The following is a 17,843-nucleotide window of genomic DNA, read 5'->3' as shown; positions in this document are numbered from 1 at the left end:
GGGGAATTTTTAAAATGGAATTAACAGAATTTGTTGAAAAATATGCGGTTGAGCGGCGTCAAAGCGCTTCTGTAAAATGGGATGGGATGAAAGATAAGTTTGGTTCAAATGACCTTTTGCCTTTATGGGTTGCGGACACAGAATTTAAAGTTCCAGACGCAGTGACGACTGCACTGCAAGAAAGAATCGCACATGGGGCTTACGGATATTCTCTTACTCCCGACAGTTATTATGAAGCATACTTCAAGTGGCAAAAATCTCGTTACGGGACTGAATTGGAACGCGACTGGATGCGCTTTGGGACAGGGGTAGTGCAGTCTCTTAGTGTTTTGGTCAGCTGTCTGAGTGAACCAGGAGATGCCGTCATGCTTCTTCAGCCTGTTTATGGGCCTTTTATGAATGTGATTGTCAGCAACGAGCGGCAGCCGGTTGTTTCCAACCTTAAAAGAAATGGAACGCATTATGAGATGGACCTGGCTGATATTCAAGCAAAGATGAAGGAAAAAAATGTTAAACTCCTGCTGCTGTGTTCTCCGCATAATCCGGTCGGACGTGTTTGGGGCAGTAGCGAACTTGAAGATTTACTGGAGATCTGCCGGCAAGAAAAGGTGCTGTTGATCTCAGATGAGATCCATCATGACTTGATAGTCGGACAGCGGCCTTTTGTGTCTGCATTATCTATTAAGAATGGCTATTATCGGGATAATGTAATAATGCTTGATTCTGCTTCAAAGACATTTAATTTAGCAGCACTGCAGAACAGCCACGTTATTATTCCCAATCCGCAATTGCGGGAACGCTATGATCATTGTATTGAGAGATTGCATGATCCAGCTGGCAGCCTGCTTGGAAAGGTTGCAAGCGAGGCAGCTTATAGGCATGGAGCGAAGTGGCTAGCCGGGATGTTTTCGGTAATTAAACATAACTATGAATATTTGAAAAAGCGGTTGACGACTGCATTTCCACAGATTACGGTCTATGACCTGGAAGGAACCTATCTCGCTTGGATTGATCTTTCACAGGTTATTCCGCCGGAAAAACTAGAATGGGTAATTAAACACCGCGCAAGGCTGGCGGTAGATTTCGGCGAAGAATTCGGACCCGTCGGCAAAGGCTTTATCCGAGTTAACTTGGCAACTACTCCGGCTAATATTGAAAAGGCTGCGGATGCGCTGTGTGCTGCTATTCAAAACTAAAGAGAGTATGGCTTGGTTTACAGATTATGAACTTAAGCAAGCTTTTCGTAATTTGCTTTTAGTTTCACTATGAATTTTTTGTGTTTCAGTGTAAAATATGTGGTGTAAACAAATCAAATATGAAAGAGGTTTTCGCTAACTATGACAAAATTAGTTTTTATTCGTCACGGACAAAGTGAATGGAACTTGAAAAACCTTTTCACTGGCTGGGTAGATGTTGATTTAAGTGAAAAAGGTGTAGAAGAAGCTAAAGAAGCAGGACGTAAGATTAAAGAAGCAGGTCTTGAATTTGACCAAGCTTATACATCTGTTTTGACGCGTGCTATCAAGACTCTGCACTATGCTTTGGAAGAATCAGGTCAACTTTGGGTTCCTGAAGTAAAGACTTGGCGCTTGAACGAACGTCATTATGGCGCATTGCAGGCTAAGAATAAAGCAAAGGCTGCTGAAAAGTATGGTGACGAACAGGTTCACATCTGGCGTCGTTCTTACGATGTTTTACCCCCATTATTGAGTGCTGATGATGAAGGCTCTGCAGCAAAGGATCGTCGTTACGCAGATCTTGATCCACGTGCAATTCCAGGCGGCGAAAACCTGAAAGTTACTTTGGAACGTGTAATTCCATTCTGGGAAGACCAAATTGCTCCTAAATTATTAGACGGCAAGAACGTCATTATCGCAGCACATGGTAACTCATTGCGTGCTCTTACAAAGTACATCGAAGGTATCTCAGATGAAGATATCATGGGTGTTGAAATGACCACCGGCCAGCCAGTTGTTTATGACCTGGATGATCAGTTGAAAGTTGTTAAGAAAGAAAAGCTTTAATAACAAACGATAATAAATAACAAAAGCCATGGCTTCCCTCAAAGGGACCATGGCTTTTTTAGGCTCTTTGTCAACCGCTGTTGATGAGAAATCTTTATGAGAAAATCAATTTATTTTCGAATTGGTTTTCTTTTTTTTATTTTAATCGTAAATTCAATTCTAATTCGAGTGTAAAAATGTGACCAGTTTCTATATCCATATGCGGTACGTTTAATTTGTTTGATTTTCCTATTGACCCCTTTTAGTGGGTCGTTTGAATAGTTATTTGCCATCATGTTTTTAATTAGTGGTAGATATTTTCGATAGAATGTTCTTGGGACATGTTTTCTCACTTGCCTTTACTTTTACTTTGGTCGGTATAGGGTGGTGCATTTGAGGACTTGTCCTTTTATTGTACATGAAAATTGGGTGTTGATGAACTTCCATCAACACCCAATATTGTAGAACCGGTTTTAGTCACCCGAGCTTTTTTATCATATTAATGTTGCCATCTGTTGCATAATTTTTTGACTGTCTTGAGCTTCAAGCTCTGTAATGATATGCAGATAAGTCTCCTGAGTCGTAGTCATGCTAGAGTGCCCTAATCTTTGAGCAACTGTAGCGATTGAAACCCCTGCAAATAATAATAATGATGCATGTGTATGCCTTAACCCATGTATAGAAATTACTGGAATATGTGTTTGTTTACATAGTATTTCTAAAAGATGATTTATTGTCGAATTAAAGAACCTTCCGTTAACAAAAATTAGCTGTTGTCCGTTATGATTTTTAATCATTTGTGAAAATTGCATTGCGGTTTGCCAATCTAATTGTATCTTCCTAATTGAGGAAATATTTTTCGTTGGCTGAAACTTTCCTTCTGCGGTACGGTAGTTCCAAGTTTTATTAATTGTTAGCATCTGAGTACCAAAGTCAAAGTCATTTGGTGTCAAAGCTAATCCTTCAGCAAAACGAATACCTGTTTTGGCAATAAGTAAGATAAACCAGTCCCAATTTAATTCTTTTCCAAGTTGGAGTTGTCGCAAAAGCAATTGTAAATCAGTCTGGCTTAAATATTTAACTTTCTTCTTTCTTGGAGTTTTGCCTTTAATAGTGATTTTCCGTGTTGGATTTTGTTTAATTATACCCTCATCTAGTGCATCTAAAATCGCACTTTTGATTTGGTGATGAAAATCCATCGTAGTTTGTTTCTCGTGTTCAATTGCGTAGTCATTAATTAACTGCTGATATGTGCGCCTGTTGAGTTCGCTAACTTTAAGTTTAGGTGCTAATTTTCTTAACCATTGTAAACTCATGTAATATTTGTTTAATGTCACCTCGCGCACAGCATTTACTTTGTATACATTTATCCAATCTGCAAAGTATCTGAAAAAAAGTTGCGAAGATTTTTTTGAAACCATAAAAGAATACCCTCCTAAATTTTTTAACAGCTTTAACAGCTGTTTGATTAATTATCTAGGAGAGGAGTTGAATTTGAAACCATATTTAGATAAACAACTTTTGTAGAAATCCTTTTTTAAATTGCTTTAAGAGAAAAAGCTTTTGTTGATGAAGGGTAATAGTATCGTCGAGTTGCTTGAAGAAGATACCGATTTTAGACTATTCATTTGTGCTTTTTGGATATGAAACTATCGTTTTTTGAAGATTACTTTTACTAATTGAAGAAATTTTGGTTCCCTGCATTAAAGGCAAAAGTTGTCTATGATATGTATCTGAATTAATGTAATATCCCGCAAAAAAAAACAACCATTTTTTCTTTTGGTCTAGCTACGATTGTATGAAGTCCTGATACAACATAATTGTCTTTTATACCATTAACTTCAACAGCTTTTCCAACCGTTTCGTCTTCCACAGCATCAGTAAAAATAATGTCCCCATTCTCCAATAAACTGTTTCTATATTTATCCAGTGCGCCATCTGTTATAAAAGAAATTTTGTCCCTACTAATATCTAGAATTGGCCCATATTTTACAAGAATGTCCCCATAATGGACAGTCTTAATCTCACCTTCATCATAGTTCAAATGTACACGAGATAGAGAGTTTGTAGAAATTGAAAAATCAAAAACTTTTTCTAACTTACGCTGTTTCCAATCTACAACAGTGCATGTTTAATATGCTCTAAGAAATATAAATCAACTATCGTTGTTAAATTTATTTACTTTATATAATGAAATAAGTTGAAATAATTTAAAGAACTCATTATTCTAAAATTAGAATTATGTAATAGTAGTAAATATCTGTGAACAGTTATCGCAAATATTTATTTTTTAGAAGAATTTTGGGGATTAAAAAGGGGCGTTACTATGGTTTTTTGGATGAAGAAGAATAACGAAGACTTAGAAAACAAAAATGAGCTTAAATTTATTTCTAAAACGGATAAAGATATATTGAATAAACAGTTACATGAAATTACAGATAGTGCAGTTTTAGATGAACCCATTTCATTATCTCCAAAGTTTGCTGAGTTAATTACTAAGAATGTTTCTATTGGAAATAGTAAAAATGGGCTTTATGAAGTTGTTATACAAAAAGGAGAAACTTTAGTTAAAGCCCATGGAGATGGTGATTATCTTCGAGGTTTTGTCCAGGGGAAAAATGGAAAAATTAAAGGTCAAGCCTTATTAAAAGAGGCAAAGCCATCAAAAATGTTATCAACGGCTAATGTAATGAATGCTGTTTCAATGGTTGTTGGTCAATATTATATGACTGAAATCAGTTCCAAAATGAATTATTTAAATAATTCAATTACTGAAATTAAAGAGTTTCAGTAACGTGAATTTAAAAGTAGGATTCGTTCACTAATTATGAATCTAAAAGACTGTGCTAGATTTAGTGTTGAAATTTTAAATGATGTTGAGACTAGAACTATACACAGAAATACCTTAATGAACTATCGTGATAAAGCAACAGAACTAATGGAACAAGTCAACGATGAAATTAATTCTTTAGTGGCGAGCCCAGATAAAGATAGAATTAATGGTTACTTAAAAAAAGTAGGTGAATTAAAAGGGGGTGCTATTTTTTCAACAATGTTTATTGTCAATTCTTAGAGAAATTGGTCGTTTGTCATTGTTATTTAGTAATAAAAATGGGGTAGGGTAAGGATACTTTGACATCTATAATGAATATTTAGAAAAAGCTAATCAACTTTTTGAAGTTATAAAAGGATGGCATGAAAAGAAACGAGATGAGTACAACGTAGATTTAGACAATCATCGATATTCTAAGCAAGGTATTGAAGGTATGATCTTTGGTTTAGCGGCTAAATTCAACGAGAAATGGCAATATGAAAAAATAGATTCAGATGTAGAAAAAATAATTCAGTATCAGCAAAACTTAAAAAGCTTTGAACCACAAGAAGTATCCATGGATTTATTTACACAAGAAACTAATCTCTTACTTAAAGATGGAAAGGTGTATTATCAAGTGCCATAAAAAAGCAAGTTCTTGAAGTTGAATAAATAAAGATGATGGTCAAAGTGTACACTTCTCTGTGATGCTAAATGTTATTATGATATTAAAATAGTGAGTTAATATTTAGCTTTGAGGATAATTATCTGCTTAAAGGGAGATGTAACAATGAAGTTCTTTATTTTTCCATCTAATCCTAAATATTATAGGGCACGAGAAAGTTTTGAAGCCTTAGAGAAAATACACTGGAAGCAAGGAAAAACTAAAATGGTAAACGTGGGGGGATGTTGTTTATATTTATGAAGCTAAGCCAACACAAGGATTAATTGTAAAGGCAAGTGTCTTGGAAACTAATGTAACTAATTATCACATTGATGACTCAGAATTTTCAAGCTCTACAATGGATTTTGGCAATACTCCACCATGGTTCACTCTTCAGAAAATACAATATATTTCTTCAATAATAAATTGGGGACAGTTAAATGATTTAGGAATTAATGGTAACATCCAGAGCATACGTAAGGTACCTTCAAACATTGCTAATAAAATTGAAAATTTAATTGGAGACTTTTCTTTTAACCCACTAGAATCGGTGATATACGAGGGTAAAAAGAAATTTATATATACAACTAAATATGAGCGTAGTCCTGAGAATAGGCGAAAGGCTATTTGAGTATCATGGACTAAGTTGTGCGGCTTGTGGGTTTAATTTTAGTAAGGTTTATGGGAATTTAGGTGCGGACTATATAGAAATTCATCACATTAAGCCATTGTTTAGTACTGAAGAAGAAATCATTGTAGATCCTTTTAAAGATTTAATTCCTTTGTGTTCTAATTGTCACCGAATGGTACACCGACATAAAAATGAGATACTTTCCTTTTCTGAATTGAAAAAAATTATCAGCGAAAACAAAAATTAAATTTTGACTACATACAAAATAGAAAAAATCATTTTTCTTGTGCAAATGTATATGTGTAAGCTTTTTAGATTTACCGACTAATGTTATTAGCATTTACTAATCAAGATATGTATGGTTGTTGTTTTGTAGCGAATGATATAAGTAAAATTAATGATTGACAAGATATTGCAATTACTACGGGGAGGAGGATTAGCAATGACACAAAATTTGGAAACTATAATTGAATACATCAATGATAACCTGATGTTCGGTAGTAAGATTAAGAGTAGAGTTATAGATAGTCTCTTCCATGATTATTCAATCAGTGCGGATGAAAAAGATGCAGTATATAAAGAACTTGGGGATTTGAATATTACCATAGAGTATTCAAAATATTATTTAAAGAAAAAATTAGATAAACTTTTTATAATGATTGGCCCTAAAAAGGAATTAAAACAAAGTAACCTTGATAAGTGGTTTGAAGTAGAAAATATTAATTCTGATCTTCAAAAAAAAGTTAGGACACACTTAGATTCCTCCGGTTATTCTATAATTAACGATGTACATAATGAAATGGATTTAGGGGACTTTGATTTTCTTGATGATTTAGATTTAGACTGTCTCGATGAGGTCTTAGACGATGAAAAATTCAACGCAGAATTGTCTTTTTTACAAGATGTTGTAGATAAAAGTAAAAACTTTGAATACCTAATTGACTTACATAATGATGATATTGATTTTGAGAAAAAAAGGACCGTATTAGATGATCTTGCAAAGGCAAATGAAAGATTAGTTTGGAAAATTGTAAATCGGTATGCAAAATTATCTACTCCCGCATTTGATGTAAACGATATGGCACAGGCTGGGATACAAGGTTTGATGAAAGCAGCTGAAAAATTTGATATTAGTTTAGGCAATCAATTTTCAACTTATGCAACATGGTGGATTAGGCAAGGAATTACGAGAAGTATTGCTGACTGCAGTACAACGATTCGTGTTCCTGTACACATGAGAGAAAGAATCATAAGGTTTACTAAAATCGAAGCACAATTTTGGAATGAAAATAGTAGGACTGCTACTGATGATGAATTAGCTGATGACTTAGAAATATCGAAAAAAGAACTTAGAAACTTAAAGTTATATCGAAATATGGCAAATTTAACCAGCCTAGATATTCCAATTGGAAATGAGGAGAAAAGTTACCTATGTGATTTTATTCCTGACAAAAATAATAAAACCCCAGAGGAATCTGCTGAAGAAGAAGCATTAAAGCAAGAATTGAAAAATATATTTAAAGAACATTTAACCAATAGGGAAGAGACAATATTATTGCTCAGATTTGGATTAATTGATGGAGTAAAACATACTCTTGAAGAAATAGGTGAAGTTCAAGGAGTCACTAGGGAAAGAATTAGACAAATAGAATCGAAGGCTATTAGAAAATTACGACATCCAAATGTTATTGAAAGGTTGATGGGTTTCTATCATGATTGAAAATAAAATAAAAGAGTTGATAAGGTCTCGTAGAAATAGCATTGTAGTATTGATGGGATTTGACAAAGAAGTGTTACCCGTCTCAAGTAAATATTTTACTTTTGATATTGACTATTATGACAAGTTAAATCTTGATGTTATTCGAGAACAAGTTGTTGATGAAGTGATCGACAACAGAACATTTGATGAACCTTATAAATGGATGACCATCGAAGAATATCAATTTTTTAAGGAACAGCTGATCATTAATAAAATGCCAGTGTTTGTTCTTGCGAATAATTTATACGACAAGCAGTATCCATATAGGAGAACACTTTCGAATGTAGATAATATTTATCATTATCTTTATTATCAAGAAGATAATGAGTTGGAACCTGAACAGGAAAAATTGCTTGAAAATGTTTCATTTTTCTATGGCCAGATTGATTATTCAAAACAAACTGGTAACTATTATGTGACATATCCTGAATTTGAAGAAAAAATTGAAATTGTTCCATATTATGAAGCATCTCCTATAAATGTAGACTATTCTGTTGAATATCCATTAGAAAATATTCAACGTATTGAACTTTCTGATGATGAAATTCCCTTTTTGGACCTTGAATCAGAAATTCTAACTAAATCTAGTAAACCGAATATTGTATTATTTTTTTCAGGGGCAGCAGATACACTCCCAAATAAATATCTCGAAAGACTAAATATTATTTCAGCTTTTTCTGAAGTTAATTTTTATTTTTCAACTTTATCCATAAGACGTCAAATTATCGAGAACGAAGATGAATATATCAAAATATTAAAAGACATCTATGGTTATGACAGTTACCGTGAAATAAAGTTTTATAAAAATATTGAGAGCCACTTAAAGGAAACAATTAATATTTCACAAGCACAGATTATTGATGATATTGTGATACAAGCTGAAAATGCTATGCATGGCGAATCGTTCCGTGATGTTTATATAACTGCATCAACCGGTGCAGGTAAATCTGTCATGTTTCAGATTCCAGCATTATATTTAGCAGAAAAATATTTTAATGATAAACCACTAACACTTGTAATTTCTCCACTGATTGGTTTGATGAATGATCAAGTTGATAACATGAGGAGAAAAGGTGTAAATACATCTGCAACAATTAATGGAAATACACCACCATTTGAGAAAGAAAAAATCTTAGCGAAGGTTCAAAGTCAAGAAGTGGATATACTTTATTTATCTCCAGAAACATTACAAGCTAGAAGTGATATAAAAATGCTAATTGGTGATAGAAGTATTGGTGTAGTTATTATTGATGAAGCACACATCGTAACGACCTGGGGAAAATCATTCCGAGCTGACTATTGGTATTTAGGTATATATCTTGCTAAATTACGAAAAAAGTATAAATTTCCAATTGTAACATTTACTGCCACTGCAATTTATGGTGGGCGAGAAGATATGTATTTGGATACTCGTAATAGCTTAAATATGATAAGCCCGATTTCTTACTTCGGAGATGTTCGTCGTGATGATTTATTGATGAGTGTTAGAAGTAGTGAAAAAGATTTAGATGCTGAAGGTAGAGACTATCGCAAAACGAAGAACACACTTGCGTTAAAACACTTGAAAATGGCGATGAAGAAAAAGCAAAAGTCTCTTCTATACTTTCCAACCGTGAGATTGTTAATAGATTTTTATAATTTTGTCGTTCAAAATGAACCAGAAATTGCAAAAAAAACTGGTAAATACTTTGGAACTCTCCAGAAAGAAGAAAAAGACGAAGTGTTATCAGAATACAAATCTGGTGAACTTCAATTTATTTTAGCTACGAAAGCATTTGGAATGGGAATAGATATTCCTGATATAACTAATGTTTACCATTATGCTCCAACTGGAAATGTTGTTGATTATATTCAGGAAATTGGTCGTGCTGCCCGAGATAAAAGTAAGGTTCCTCATGGCTTTGGAATGATTGACTTTCTTTCTCGCGATATGAATGAAGTCAGGCAGCTTCATGGTATGTCAGCGATTAGAAAGGATCAGATACTTGAAGTGATGCGGAAAATCCTATCAGTATATAAAGAAAAGGGTAACAATCGTAATCTAATTATTAGTCCCGAAGATTTCAAATATATTTTTGTACAAAACAAACGTGATGAAGATTCTCTTGACAATAAGGTAAAAACAGTACTTCTGATGATTGAGAAAGACTTTTCTTCACCAAATAAATTGGGATATTCGCCTTTTGTTGCACGTCCTAGAAGCCTTTTTGGTAATGACTTGATTTTTGTTACATCAGAACTTGAAGTAACTCTCATTAAGTCAAGACTTGGTAAATATTTTTCCAAAGAAGTGGATTTAAAAAGCAACACATATGCGGCTGTTTATCAAGTAAATCTGAGTGGAATTTGGGAAAAATATTATAAAAGAATGTCATTCCCAAGTTTCAAATTTGCGTTGTTTAATGTAGATGAACGTAAAAAACTTGAGCATAAAAATTTATTTGAAAAATTTGCTTATACCTCAGGTGTTGAAGTTGCATTGAACAATAATATTACTATTGAAAATCTACTATCCCATTACAAGATTATACTTAACTCATTTGAAAATTTTATTAATAAACAAAAGATTACTGGAAGTCAGTTTACGATCGATGGTCTTGGGGATCACTTTATGAGATCTTTGAAGATTTCAGATAAGTTTGAGGCCCGTGCTTTTGCCCAGGCGATCATTAACTCAGCGTTCGAGTTTGGAAAAATTAAAGATATCAAGTTTATTGCAGAAAGAACTAATAGCAGTGAAAACAAACAAAGGTACATCATTTACCAGGATGGAGATGTGTTTTCAAGATTTATAATGGGTTCAATAACGAATATTTTAAAACCTGATGATAACTTTGTTAAGGAAACTAATAAAGTCATTTCGTTCTATTTTCGCTCACGGGGGGATGATATTGATGCAAAAATTGCTGCTTTAGGTATTGGTGAAGCAAGGAAAATGTTAAATTACCAAATAATTGGGGGGAATAATCCGCAGATCTATTTGAGAATGAACTCAGTTTATCCATTGGAAAAAGCAATTAAACAAGGTAAATTTTATCAAAATAATATATTACAGGATGTTCAACTCAAGCACTATACTAGTGTTGAGATGCTTAAATATCTATTTATGAAAGAGCAGCCCGAGCCAAGTGTTAAGAAAAGAATCATCAACTATTCAAAATGGTTCTGGGATAACATTGAAAATTATTTCATGGGAATCTTACCAAACGAAGTAAGGGATGTGTTATCGAAAAAGAGTGAAAATTAAATTATTGAGTTAGTTTCAGTCAAGAAAGCTGAAGCTTTCTTTTTATTCCACAATTTCCATAACATAAACCAAAAAAATTGTATCTAAAGAAATAGTTTTACAATAATTCTTGGCATAACAATATTTTCGTAGGAGAGCATACGAATACAAATAATTTTATCTAATTTGTAAAGGTATCATACAAATAACAATAATATCCTGGTAATACAACATGGAGGTAAATTTTTAGTCACTATAATAAATTCAAGAAAATACGGGTAGAGGCTGATTATGCTTAAAAAATATTGATAAATAATTTAAAAAATATCTATTTACATACAATACAGAAACATACGCAGGGCATTTAGGGCAAATAGGGTATGTTTTTCAATTCATCTCTGATGTGTAATGTAGTCTTCCCTTCCAAATGCTTGAAATGAAGACATGATTAATTTTAGTGTGCTAAAGTTCCTTTTCATAACGTTTTGTACCATTATTTTGACGAAAACTGGTCCAAGTTGTCAACTCAATATTTAATGAAAAATAGCGGTATGATAGGCTTTGTGAGCTCTTTTGAGATCCATTCTGGGAAGACCAAATTGCTCCTAAATTATTAGACGGCAAGAACGTCATTATCGCAGCACATGGTAACTCATTGCGTGCTCTTACAAAGTACATCGAAGGTATCTCAGATGAAGATATCATGGGTGTTGAAATGACCACCGGCCAGCCAGTTGTTTATGACCTGGATAATCAGTTGAAAGTTGTTAAGAAAGAAAAACTTTAAACCCAAATATAATAAAACAAATAAGGTTCAGCTCTTTTTAAAAGGGTTGGACCTTATTTTATGTGCAGATTTTTTACTGTGTTTTGTTTTACAAGAAGTAAAAATTTAACTTTGAACTAATTGAATTTGCCAAACGTACACATTGTGTTTATGACCAAAACGGATAAGCTTGGATAAATTTCACTATTATTAAATTACTTGAAGATTCAATTACCAGCAAAAAGAGGTATATTACTTAAGTAAGGGCCTTAGTTTTTGCAAACTTAAAAGAGTTATTTTGAATAAAATAATAGTTTTTATTTATACTTGTTCAATATTCAGTGTAATTAAAACATAAAAAATTTAAAAGAAGGTTAAAAAATGTTTTTTAAAACCTCTGACGATATTAAAATTGCATTCGATGATTATGGAAAAAAGGAGCAGCAGCCAGTGATACTTCTAAGTGGAATTGGCGGCAGCCGCTTAATTTGGAGTAGCCAAGTAACAGCCCTAATAAATGCAGGGTACCGTGTCATTAATGTGGATGCAAGAAACCAAGGGGAATCCCAACATACAACAAGGGGATTAAGAATTTCCCGTCATGCAATTGATATCCATGAATTACTTGAATACCTGAAAGCTGATAATGTAATCTTTATAGGAAATTCAATGGGGGCAGCCACAATCTTTGCCTATATTTCTTTATACGGCTATAAAGAAGTTAAAGCAATTATTGACGTTGACCAAAGCCCTAAAATGATTTCTACTCCGGATTGGCCTTATGGCTTTAAAAATTTAACATGGGATAACTTCCCTGAGGAACTTATGATGTCTTTTAGGCATGCAACCTTCACTCGGATTGACGATGAACTTTTTTCTAAGATAAAAAAAGTTAATGCAGCCCATCCTTATGATAGACAGCTTAACTATTTATTTTTGGTAGACCATTCTTTTCAAGATTGGCGTGATATTATCAGTTGTTTAAAGGTACCGCTTCTAATTATTGCGGGCAGACAATCCCCTTACTTTAATCCAGACTTTGCAGAAGCAGCAGTAGCCTTAGCGCCTATGGGAGAAGCGAGGGTAATTGATAATTGCGGACACATTGTTATGGCTGAACAAGCAGCCGCGTATAATAACATAATGTTCAATTTTTTGAAAAAAGTTTAACTACATCTCTTTATCAGCTGAAAGAATTCTCTGAGCAATGCTTTCATCCATTATTAAGTCGGTTAATATATTGCCGCGCAAAGCGCCAAGCGCTGCATTGGTTTTGAACCGGCTTTTTAGTATACCGAATTTTCTCGGCGTAGCCATAATTGACTGCAGATCAATACTTAAAGTTGTGTCCTTTGTGGGTATTAAAAAATTACCATTAATATCGTAAGGACGCCCGAAAAGCATTCCGGCAATCTTAGAAGGGTCAACGTCTGGAAAAATCAAACTTTTGCTTTGTTTCCAGGCTGGAATTGAATTGATTGAAGAAAACGTTCCAAGACCGCAAAATAACATATCCATCTTATGGGCCATTTTAAAAGTTTTACGTAGTGCGGGTTCTTCAGGAAGCTCCTTTCTGATAGTATTATTAGTGATATAAAGGGGTGCAGGCATGGTTACATACTGTGCTCCCAGCTTATTAGCTGCCCTTTCAGTCATTCGGGTTGAACCTGCGAGAGAATTGTATTTCATATTTTCCCCCATAAATTGTGTAAATGTTAATTTAGGTTTTACATCACTATGAAAATGATCAATGATGTTGAAAACTGTTCCTCCCCAGGATAGCCCGACTATATTGGACTGATTAATAATTGTTTGAATTTGCTCCGCTGCGTATTTAATAATGTTGGAGCCGTCACTGCTAGGGTTGTTTTCATTTTTTAAAATGTAAATATGAGCTATTGCAAATTTTTTTTTGAAAACAGATTCAAGTTGAAAATTTCTAGCAGTTGGAGACTTAATTTCAATGTTAACTATCCCTGAAGAGAGTGCATCATCCAGATATCTGCTAATTAGATAACGGCTGATCTGGTATTTTTTGGTTAACTGTGAAATTGTCATTTTTGATAAATAGTAATCTTGGGCAATTCGAGCCAACTTTTCCTGATAAGATAGACTGTCCATCGTTACTACCCCCATTCTTTTATTTAAGTATAGCATTTAAAGGTAACTCAATATATTTTAATATCAGCTATATTTGTGAATTTTAGAGCATTAGCTATTACAAAAATAAAATAATAATTTAAATTTCCAATATAAAGCGCTTATTTATTTTAAAAAATTAAAAAAACAAATTAATATTTGATAAATTTAAAAAATAGTGTAGTATATTCAGTTGATAGCAATTGTTATTTTTTACACATGAATATTGGAGGAGAAACGATTAATGAATAAAGAGGAGATTCTGGGACTTCATGAAAAACATATTGGTGTTTTGGGGATTGCCCCACAGATGGCTGTTAAAAACCGCAGTGATTTGAGTAAAGCGTATACACCTGGAGTGGCTAACCTTTCGAAAGAAATTGAGCAGCATCCAGAAATGAAAAAAAGGCTGACCTTAAGCGGTAAGCTGATTGCGGTTGTTACAGATGGTTCAGCAGTTCTTGGGCTTGGAAATATCGGACCTGCTGGTGGATTACCGGTAGTCGAAGGCAAGTCTTTATTGTATAAAGACTTTTCTGGAGTTAATGCACTGCCACTGGCAGTGGAACAGGTTACAGCAGATGAGTTTGTTGAAACAATCAAAAATATTTCAAAATCTTTTGCTGGAATTCATTTAGAAGATATTGCTGCACCTAAATGCTTTGAAATTGAAGAAAAGCTAAGCAAGGAAATCAATATTCCTGTTTACCATGATGATCAAGAAGGAACCGCAATAGTAGTTCTTGCAGGACTGATTAATGCAGCTAAAGTAGCTGATAAACCTTTGACTGATTTGAAGGTAGTAGTTAATGGAGTGGGGGCCGCGGGTCTTGCAACGGCTGCTTTGCTGAAAAATGCTGGGATTAATAAAATTACTTTGGTAGATGTTAAGGGAGTCATACGAGCAGATTCTGCTGATTATAATGAGTATCAGAAAAAATTAGCTGCTGAGATTAATTATGATGTAAAGGGAAAAAAGCTCGAAAACGTAATTGCTGGTCAAGATGTATTCATTGGTTTGTCAGATGCAAATGTGTTGTCAGCTGCACAAGTAAAAAAAATGGCAGCTGGAGCAATCATATTTGCTCTAGCTAATCCGGTTCCTGAAATTGATCCCCAAGTTGCGCTTGATGCTGGAGCAGAGATTGTTGCTACCGGTTCAAGCCAATACCCAAATCAAGTTAATAATATTCTTGTTTTCCCAGGTTTATTTAAAGGTTTGCTTCATAGCGGTTTAAAAAAAGTTGATTTTGAAGTAGAGAAAACTGTTGCCAAGGCATTAGCAGAGATGGTAGAGAATCCTACCAAAGAAAAAATAATTCCCGGCGTTTTTGATCCAGGGGTTGTAGATACTGTCACACAAGCTATTACAAAAAGCTATCAAAAAAAATAATAAAATAAAAGGGATTTAGGAATTAAGCCAACAAGCCCGAAACTATCATAACTATCATATTTGAAGACTTTTGAACAATTTTCCTTAATCTCAAGGAGGCTGGTACCATGGATGTATTTGTTACGTCAATTCAAAGTGTTATCGCGATTATTTTAATGATTGCAGTTGGTTACTATGGTGAGTTTAAAGGCTGGTTTGATAAAAAATTTTCAGGGGCATTATCAAAGTTAATTATGAAAATTGCGCTTCCCTGCTCAATTTTTAGTGCCATGAACAAGTTTTTTGTTCCAAGTCGATTAGCAGTACTTTCAGAAGGGTTGATCTATACAATCCTTTCAATCTTGATTGGCTATCTTCTTGCATGGATATTTGTAAAAATGACACGAGTACCAAAAGCGCGGCGTGGTTTGATGATGACGGCGATTAACGGGGCTAATACAGTTTTTATTGGCATGCCGTTAAATGTGGCTTTGTTTGGTGAAATTTCAGTTCCGTATTTATTAGTTTATTATATTGTTAACACTGTTATTATTTGGACATTAGGTGTTTGGGTAATTGCAGGCAATGATCCTACTGTAGCAAATGGAGGTAATGCCAAGTTTGATTGGCATCACCTGATTCCAACGCCGTTGTGGGGATTTATTTTCGCACTTCCTTTTATTTACTTTGAGCCGTTAAAAAATGTTTTGTCTAAGGCAACTTTTGCGACTACAGCTTTGACAGATGTTGGCAACTTAGTGACACCCTTATCACTTATTTATATTGGGATTATGTTACGGTCGTTTGGCATTTTTAATATGAAATTTGATGTAAATGTCATTACTACATTGATTGGACGTTTTATTGTTTCTCCTATTATTATGGCAGTACTTATTATGATTGGAATTCATGCTGGTTTTCAAATCAATGACATTTTTCATCAAACTTTGATTATTCAAGCAGCTACCCCGTCTTTAGCGGTTTTGCCCATTTTGGCAGATACGTATCATAGTGATGTGAAATTTGCGACGAACATTGTTGTTTCGACTTCCATATTATTTGTAATTGTTGTACCGATTATTATGTTGCTTCAGAATATTTAGTTGAATTAAGAAAGGATGTGAAAAATATCAGTTTTCAAATTGTTAAACTTAATTTGAAAAAAACAAGCGTTAGGCGGAAGTGGGAAGACTTTTTGAAATCACTAGGTATTTCTGATTTTAGTGAACAAGAAGTTGAAAAGATTGATGAAACTATTGGGATCTATAAAAGTTCAAAATTACTTGGAACTGGTTCGATTGCTGGAAATGTTTTAAAATATATCGGAGTTTGTAATGAGGACACAGTCCCAGGATCAAGCTTTAACACTATTGTTTCCGAGCTGATTAACAAATTAGCGCAAAAGGGTATTTTTCATGTTTTTGTGTTCACAAAACGAAAATACGAAAAGAGTTTTCAATATATTGGTTTTAACGAATTAGCTTATTCAAAAAAAGGAGCCATACTTGAATCAGGAGCAGCTAATATTGAAACATATCTCTCTCATGTTCCACGGGTAACGAATCAAGTTCATAAAACAGTGGCAGCGATTGTCATGAATGCTAATCCTTTTACTAAGGGGCATCGTTACTTAGTTGAAAGAGCAGCCAGAGAAAATGATCTTGTTTATGTATTTGTGGTAAATAATGACGTTTCACTTTTTTCAACTAGCGAAAGATTTAAATTGGTAACTCGAGGAGTTGCTGATTTGAAGAATGTTATCGTAGTTGACGGGGGCAGTTATATGGTAAGTTATCTTACTTTTCCTTCTTATTTTCTGCCTGATAAGGAAGATAAGATTAAATATCAGACTACTATAGATGCAAGAATATTTAGAAATAAAATTGCTTCTGAATTAAATATTAAAAAAAGATATATTGGTACTGAGCCGTTTTCTAAAACGACAGGTATCTATAATAAAGTATTAAAAGATGAACTGCCCCCTCGTGTAACTGTCGTAGAAGCTGCTAGGCAAAAAGATGATACCGGCAGTGTTATTACGGCAACTAAAGTAAGGAAGATGATTGCTGCTAACAATGTTAAAGCGATATGTAACTTTGTACCGCAAACTACGTATAAATTTATAGAGGATAATTTTGCTGAATTGCATGCAAGAATTGAAAGGGGAATAAATATTAATGGAAATTAAACGTACAGCAATTGCAGGAACCTTGGAATCTTCAGATATTCAAATAATGTTAAGCAAAGGAACTGAAGGAATCCAGGTTACTTTGAAATCAGATGTTGAAAAACAATTTGGTGATCAAATTAGAAAAGTTATTACCTCAGTTTTGAAATCATTTAATATTGAAAATGCAAAAGTCACAGCTGTTGATAAGGGTGCTTTAGACTGTGTCATTAAAGCACGTACTATTACTGCAAGCCAACGAGCTTTGGAAATTGCTGATAGTCCTGAATGGGAGGTGCTCTAA

Annotated in this window: 18 protein-coding genes and 1 pseudogene; 15 read left to right on the top strand and 4 right to left on the bottom strand. The window is 33.9% G+C overall.

Annotation, left to right across the window (positions count from 1 at the left end; translation table 11 throughout):
• Positions 1–14: 14 nt before the first annotated feature.
• A complete protein-coding gene (locus FD46_RS03100; protein WP_057895729.1) occupies positions 15–1,196 on the top strand; it encodes a MalY/PatB family protein in 1,182 nt (393 codons plus the stop codon).
• A gap of 141 nt (positions 1,197–1,337) precedes the next feature.
• Positions 1,338–2,024: a 2,3-diphosphoglycerate-dependent phosphoglycerate mutase gene (locus tag FD46_RS03095; RefSeq protein WP_057895728.1), complete on the top strand. Its 687-nt coding sequence runs from the start codon at positions 1,338–1,340 to the stop codon at positions 2,022–2,024.
• 110 nt (positions 2,025–2,134) lie between these two features.
• Here FD46_RS03095 and FD46_RS10195 read toward each other — a convergent pair whose 3' ends face one another.
• The 3 genes from FD46_RS10195 to FD46_RS03085 all read right to left on the bottom strand — a co-directional run bounded on the left by FD46_RS10195 (position 2,135) and on the right by FD46_RS03085 (position 4,047).
• Positions 2,135–2,356, bottom strand: coding sequence for a transposase (locus FD46_RS10195; protein WP_157047080.1), 222 nt, complete (start codon positions 2,354–2,356; stop codon positions 2,135–2,137).
• A gap of 141 nt (positions 2,357–2,497) precedes the next feature.
• Positions 2,498–3,424 carry a site-specific integrase gene (locus tag FD46_RS03090; protein WP_057895727.1) on the bottom strand — a complete coding sequence of 309 codons (927 nt, stop codon included), beginning with the start codon at positions 3,422–3,424 and terminating at the stop codon, positions 2,498–2,500.
• A 317-nt stretch (positions 3,425–3,741) separates the two neighbouring features.
• Complete coding sequence (locus tag FD46_RS03085; RefSeq protein ID WP_057895726.1) at positions 3,742–4,047, bottom strand: restriction endonuclease subunit S domain-containing protein; 306 nt, start codon at positions 4,045–4,047, stop codon at positions 3,742–3,744.
• Positions 4,048–4,329: 282 nt separating this feature from the next.
• Between FD46_RS03085 and FD46_RS03080 the strand changes: the two genes are divergently transcribed.
• From FD46_RS03080 to FD46_RS03050, 9 genes and pseudogenes are all read left to right on the top strand, one after another.
• Entirely contained in the window at positions 4,330–4,797 is a 468-nt protein-coding gene (locus FD46_RS03080) for a hypothetical protein (protein ID WP_057895725.1), read from the top strand.
• 33 nt (positions 4,798–4,830) lie between these two features.
• On the top strand, positions 4,831–5,076 hold the full coding sequence (locus tag FD46_RS03075) for a hypothetical protein (RefSeq protein ID WP_057895724.1): 246 nt from the start codon (positions 4,831–4,833) through the stop codon (positions 5,074–5,076).
• Positions 5,077–5,269: 193 nt separating this feature from the next.
• Positions 5,270–5,461, top strand: a complete 192-nt coding sequence (locus FD46_RS03070; RefSeq protein ID WP_057895723.1) for a hypothetical protein — start codon at positions 5,270–5,272, stop codon at positions 5,459–5,461.
• A 319-nt stretch (positions 5,462–5,780) separates the two neighbouring features.
• The gene (locus FD46_RS10400; protein ID WP_057895722.1) at positions 5,781–6,110 is read left to right on the top strand and encodes a hypothetical protein; all 330 of its coding nucleotides are present in this window, start codon (positions 5,781–5,783) and stop codon (positions 6,108–6,110) included.
• Positions 6,073–6,357 (top strand): HNH endonuclease, encoded by a 285-nt coding sequence (locus FD46_RS10730; protein WP_157047079.1) that lies wholly within the window; start codon positions 6,073–6,075, stop codon positions 6,355–6,357. The genes FD46_RS10400 and FD46_RS10730 overlap by 38 nt, the downstream gene beginning before the upstream one ends.
• Before the next feature lie 195 nt (positions 6,358–6,552).
• Positions 6,553–7,830 carry a sigma-70 family RNA polymerase sigma factor gene (locus FD46_RS03060; protein ID WP_057895721.1) on the top strand — a complete coding sequence of 426 codons (1,278 nt, stop codon included), beginning with the start codon at positions 6,553–6,555 and terminating at the stop codon, positions 7,828–7,830.
• Entirely contained in the window at positions 7,823–11,116 is a 3,294-nt protein-coding gene (locus FD46_RS03055) for a DEAD/DEAH box helicase (RefSeq protein WP_057895720.1), read from the top strand. The genes FD46_RS03060 and FD46_RS03055 overlap by 8 nt, the downstream gene beginning before the upstream one ends.
• 559 nt (positions 11,117–11,675) lie before the next feature.
• A pseudogene (locus tag FD46_RS10180) lies at positions 11,676–11,882 on the top strand (2,3-bisphosphoglycerate-dependent phosphoglycerate mutase); the annotation flags it as partial.
• Positions 11,883–12,242: 360 nt separating this feature from the next.
• A complete protein-coding gene (locus FD46_RS03050; protein WP_057895719.1) occupies positions 12,243–13,031 on the top strand; it encodes an alpha/beta fold hydrolase in 789 nt (262 codons plus the stop codon).
• Here the strand turns inward: FD46_RS03050 and FD46_RS03045 are convergent, their stop codons facing one another.
• Positions 13,032–13,982: a sugar-binding transcriptional regulator gene (locus FD46_RS03045; protein WP_057895718.1), complete on the bottom strand. Its 951-nt coding sequence runs from the start codon at positions 13,980–13,982 to the stop codon at positions 13,032–13,034.
• Positions 13,983–14,244: 262 nt separating this feature from the next.
• Between FD46_RS03045 and FD46_RS03040 the strand changes: the two genes are divergently transcribed.
• The 4 genes from FD46_RS03040 (at position 14,245) to citD (ending at position 17,843) form a co-directional block, all read left to right on the top strand.
• On the top strand, positions 14,245–15,393 hold the full coding sequence (locus FD46_RS03040) for an NAD(P)-dependent malic enzyme (RefSeq protein WP_057895717.1): 1,149 nt from the start codon (positions 14,245–14,247) through the stop codon (positions 15,391–15,393).
• Between the two features lie 107 nt (positions 15,394–15,500).
• Positions 15,501–16,475: an AEC family transporter gene (locus FD46_RS03035; RefSeq protein ID WP_057895716.1), complete on the top strand. Its 975-nt coding sequence runs from the start codon at positions 15,501–15,503 to the stop codon at positions 16,473–16,475.
• Positions 16,476–16,528: 53 nt separating this feature from the next.
• Entirely contained in the window at positions 16,529–17,560 is a 1,032-nt protein-coding gene (gene citC / locus FD46_RS03030; protein WP_235805543.1) for a [citrate (pro-3S)-lyase] ligase, read from the top strand.
• Positions 17,550–17,843, top strand: coding sequence for a citrate lyase acyl carrier protein (gene citD / locus FD46_RS03025; RefSeq protein WP_057895715.1), 294 nt, complete (start codon positions 17,550–17,552; stop codon positions 17,841–17,843). The genes citC and citD overlap by 11 nt, the downstream gene beginning before the upstream one ends.

The organism is Liquorilactobacillus oeni DSM 19972 (genome assembly GCF_001436275.1).
GTDB lineage: Bacteria > Bacillota > Bacilli > Lactobacillales > Lactobacillaceae > Liquorilactobacillus > Liquorilactobacillus oeni.
Note: the sequence above shows the minus strand (reverse complement) of the source record. Positions and strands in the feature narration are given on the sequence as shown.

Bases quoted from the DNA above. Each gene is read 5' to 3' on its own strand.
- FD46_RS03100 (WP_057895729.1), top strand. From the start codon at position 15: ATGGAATTAACAGAATTTGTTGAAAAATATGCGGTTGAGCGGCGTCAA.
- FD46_RS03095 (WP_057895728.1), top strand. From the start codon at position 1,338: ATGACAAAATTAGTTTTTATTCGTCACGGACAAAGTGAATGGAACTTG.
- FD46_RS03090 (WP_057895727.1), bottom strand. From the start codon at position 3,424: ATGGTTTCAAAAAAATCTTCGCAACTTTTTTTCAGATACTTTGCAGAT.
- FD46_RS03080 (WP_057895725.1), top strand. From the start codon at position 4,330: ATGGTTTTTTGGATGAAGAAGAATAACGAAGACTTAGAAAACAAAAAT.
- FD46_RS03075 (WP_057895724.1), top strand. From the start codon at position 4,831: ATGAATCTAAAAGACTGTGCTAGATTTAGTGTTGAAATTTTAAATGAT.
- FD46_RS03070 (WP_057895723.1), top strand. From the start codon at position 5,270: ATGATCTTTGGTTTAGCGGCTAAATTCAACGAGAAATGGCAATATGAA.
- FD46_RS10730 (WP_157047079.1), top strand. From the start codon at position 6,073: ATGAGCGTAGTCCTGAGAATAGGCGAAAGGCTATTTGAGTATCATGGA.
- FD46_RS03060 (WP_057895721.1), top strand. From the start codon at position 6,553: ATGACACAAAATTTGGAAACTATAATTGAATACATCAATGATAACCTG.
- FD46_RS03055 (WP_057895720.1), top strand. From the start codon at position 7,823: ATGATTGAAAATAAAATAAAAGAGTTGATAAGGTCTCGTAGAAATAGC.
- FD46_RS03050 (WP_057895719.1), top strand. From the start codon at position 12,243: ATGTTTTTTAAAACCTCTGACGATATTAAAATTGCATTCGATGATTAT.
- FD46_RS03045 (WP_057895718.1), bottom strand. From the start codon at position 13,982: ATGGACAGTCTATCTTATCAGGAAAAGTTGGCTCGAATTGCCCAAGAT.
- FD46_RS03040 (WP_057895717.1), top strand. From the start codon at position 14,245: ATGAATAAAGAGGAGATTCTGGGACTTCATGAAAAACATATTGGTGTT.
- FD46_RS03035 (WP_057895716.1), top strand. From the start codon at position 15,501: ATGGATGTATTTGTTACGTCAATTCAAAGTGTTATCGCGATTATTTTA.
- citD (WP_057895715.1), top strand. From the start codon at position 17,550: ATGGAAATTAAACGTACAGCAATTGCAGGAACCTTGGAATCTTCAGAT.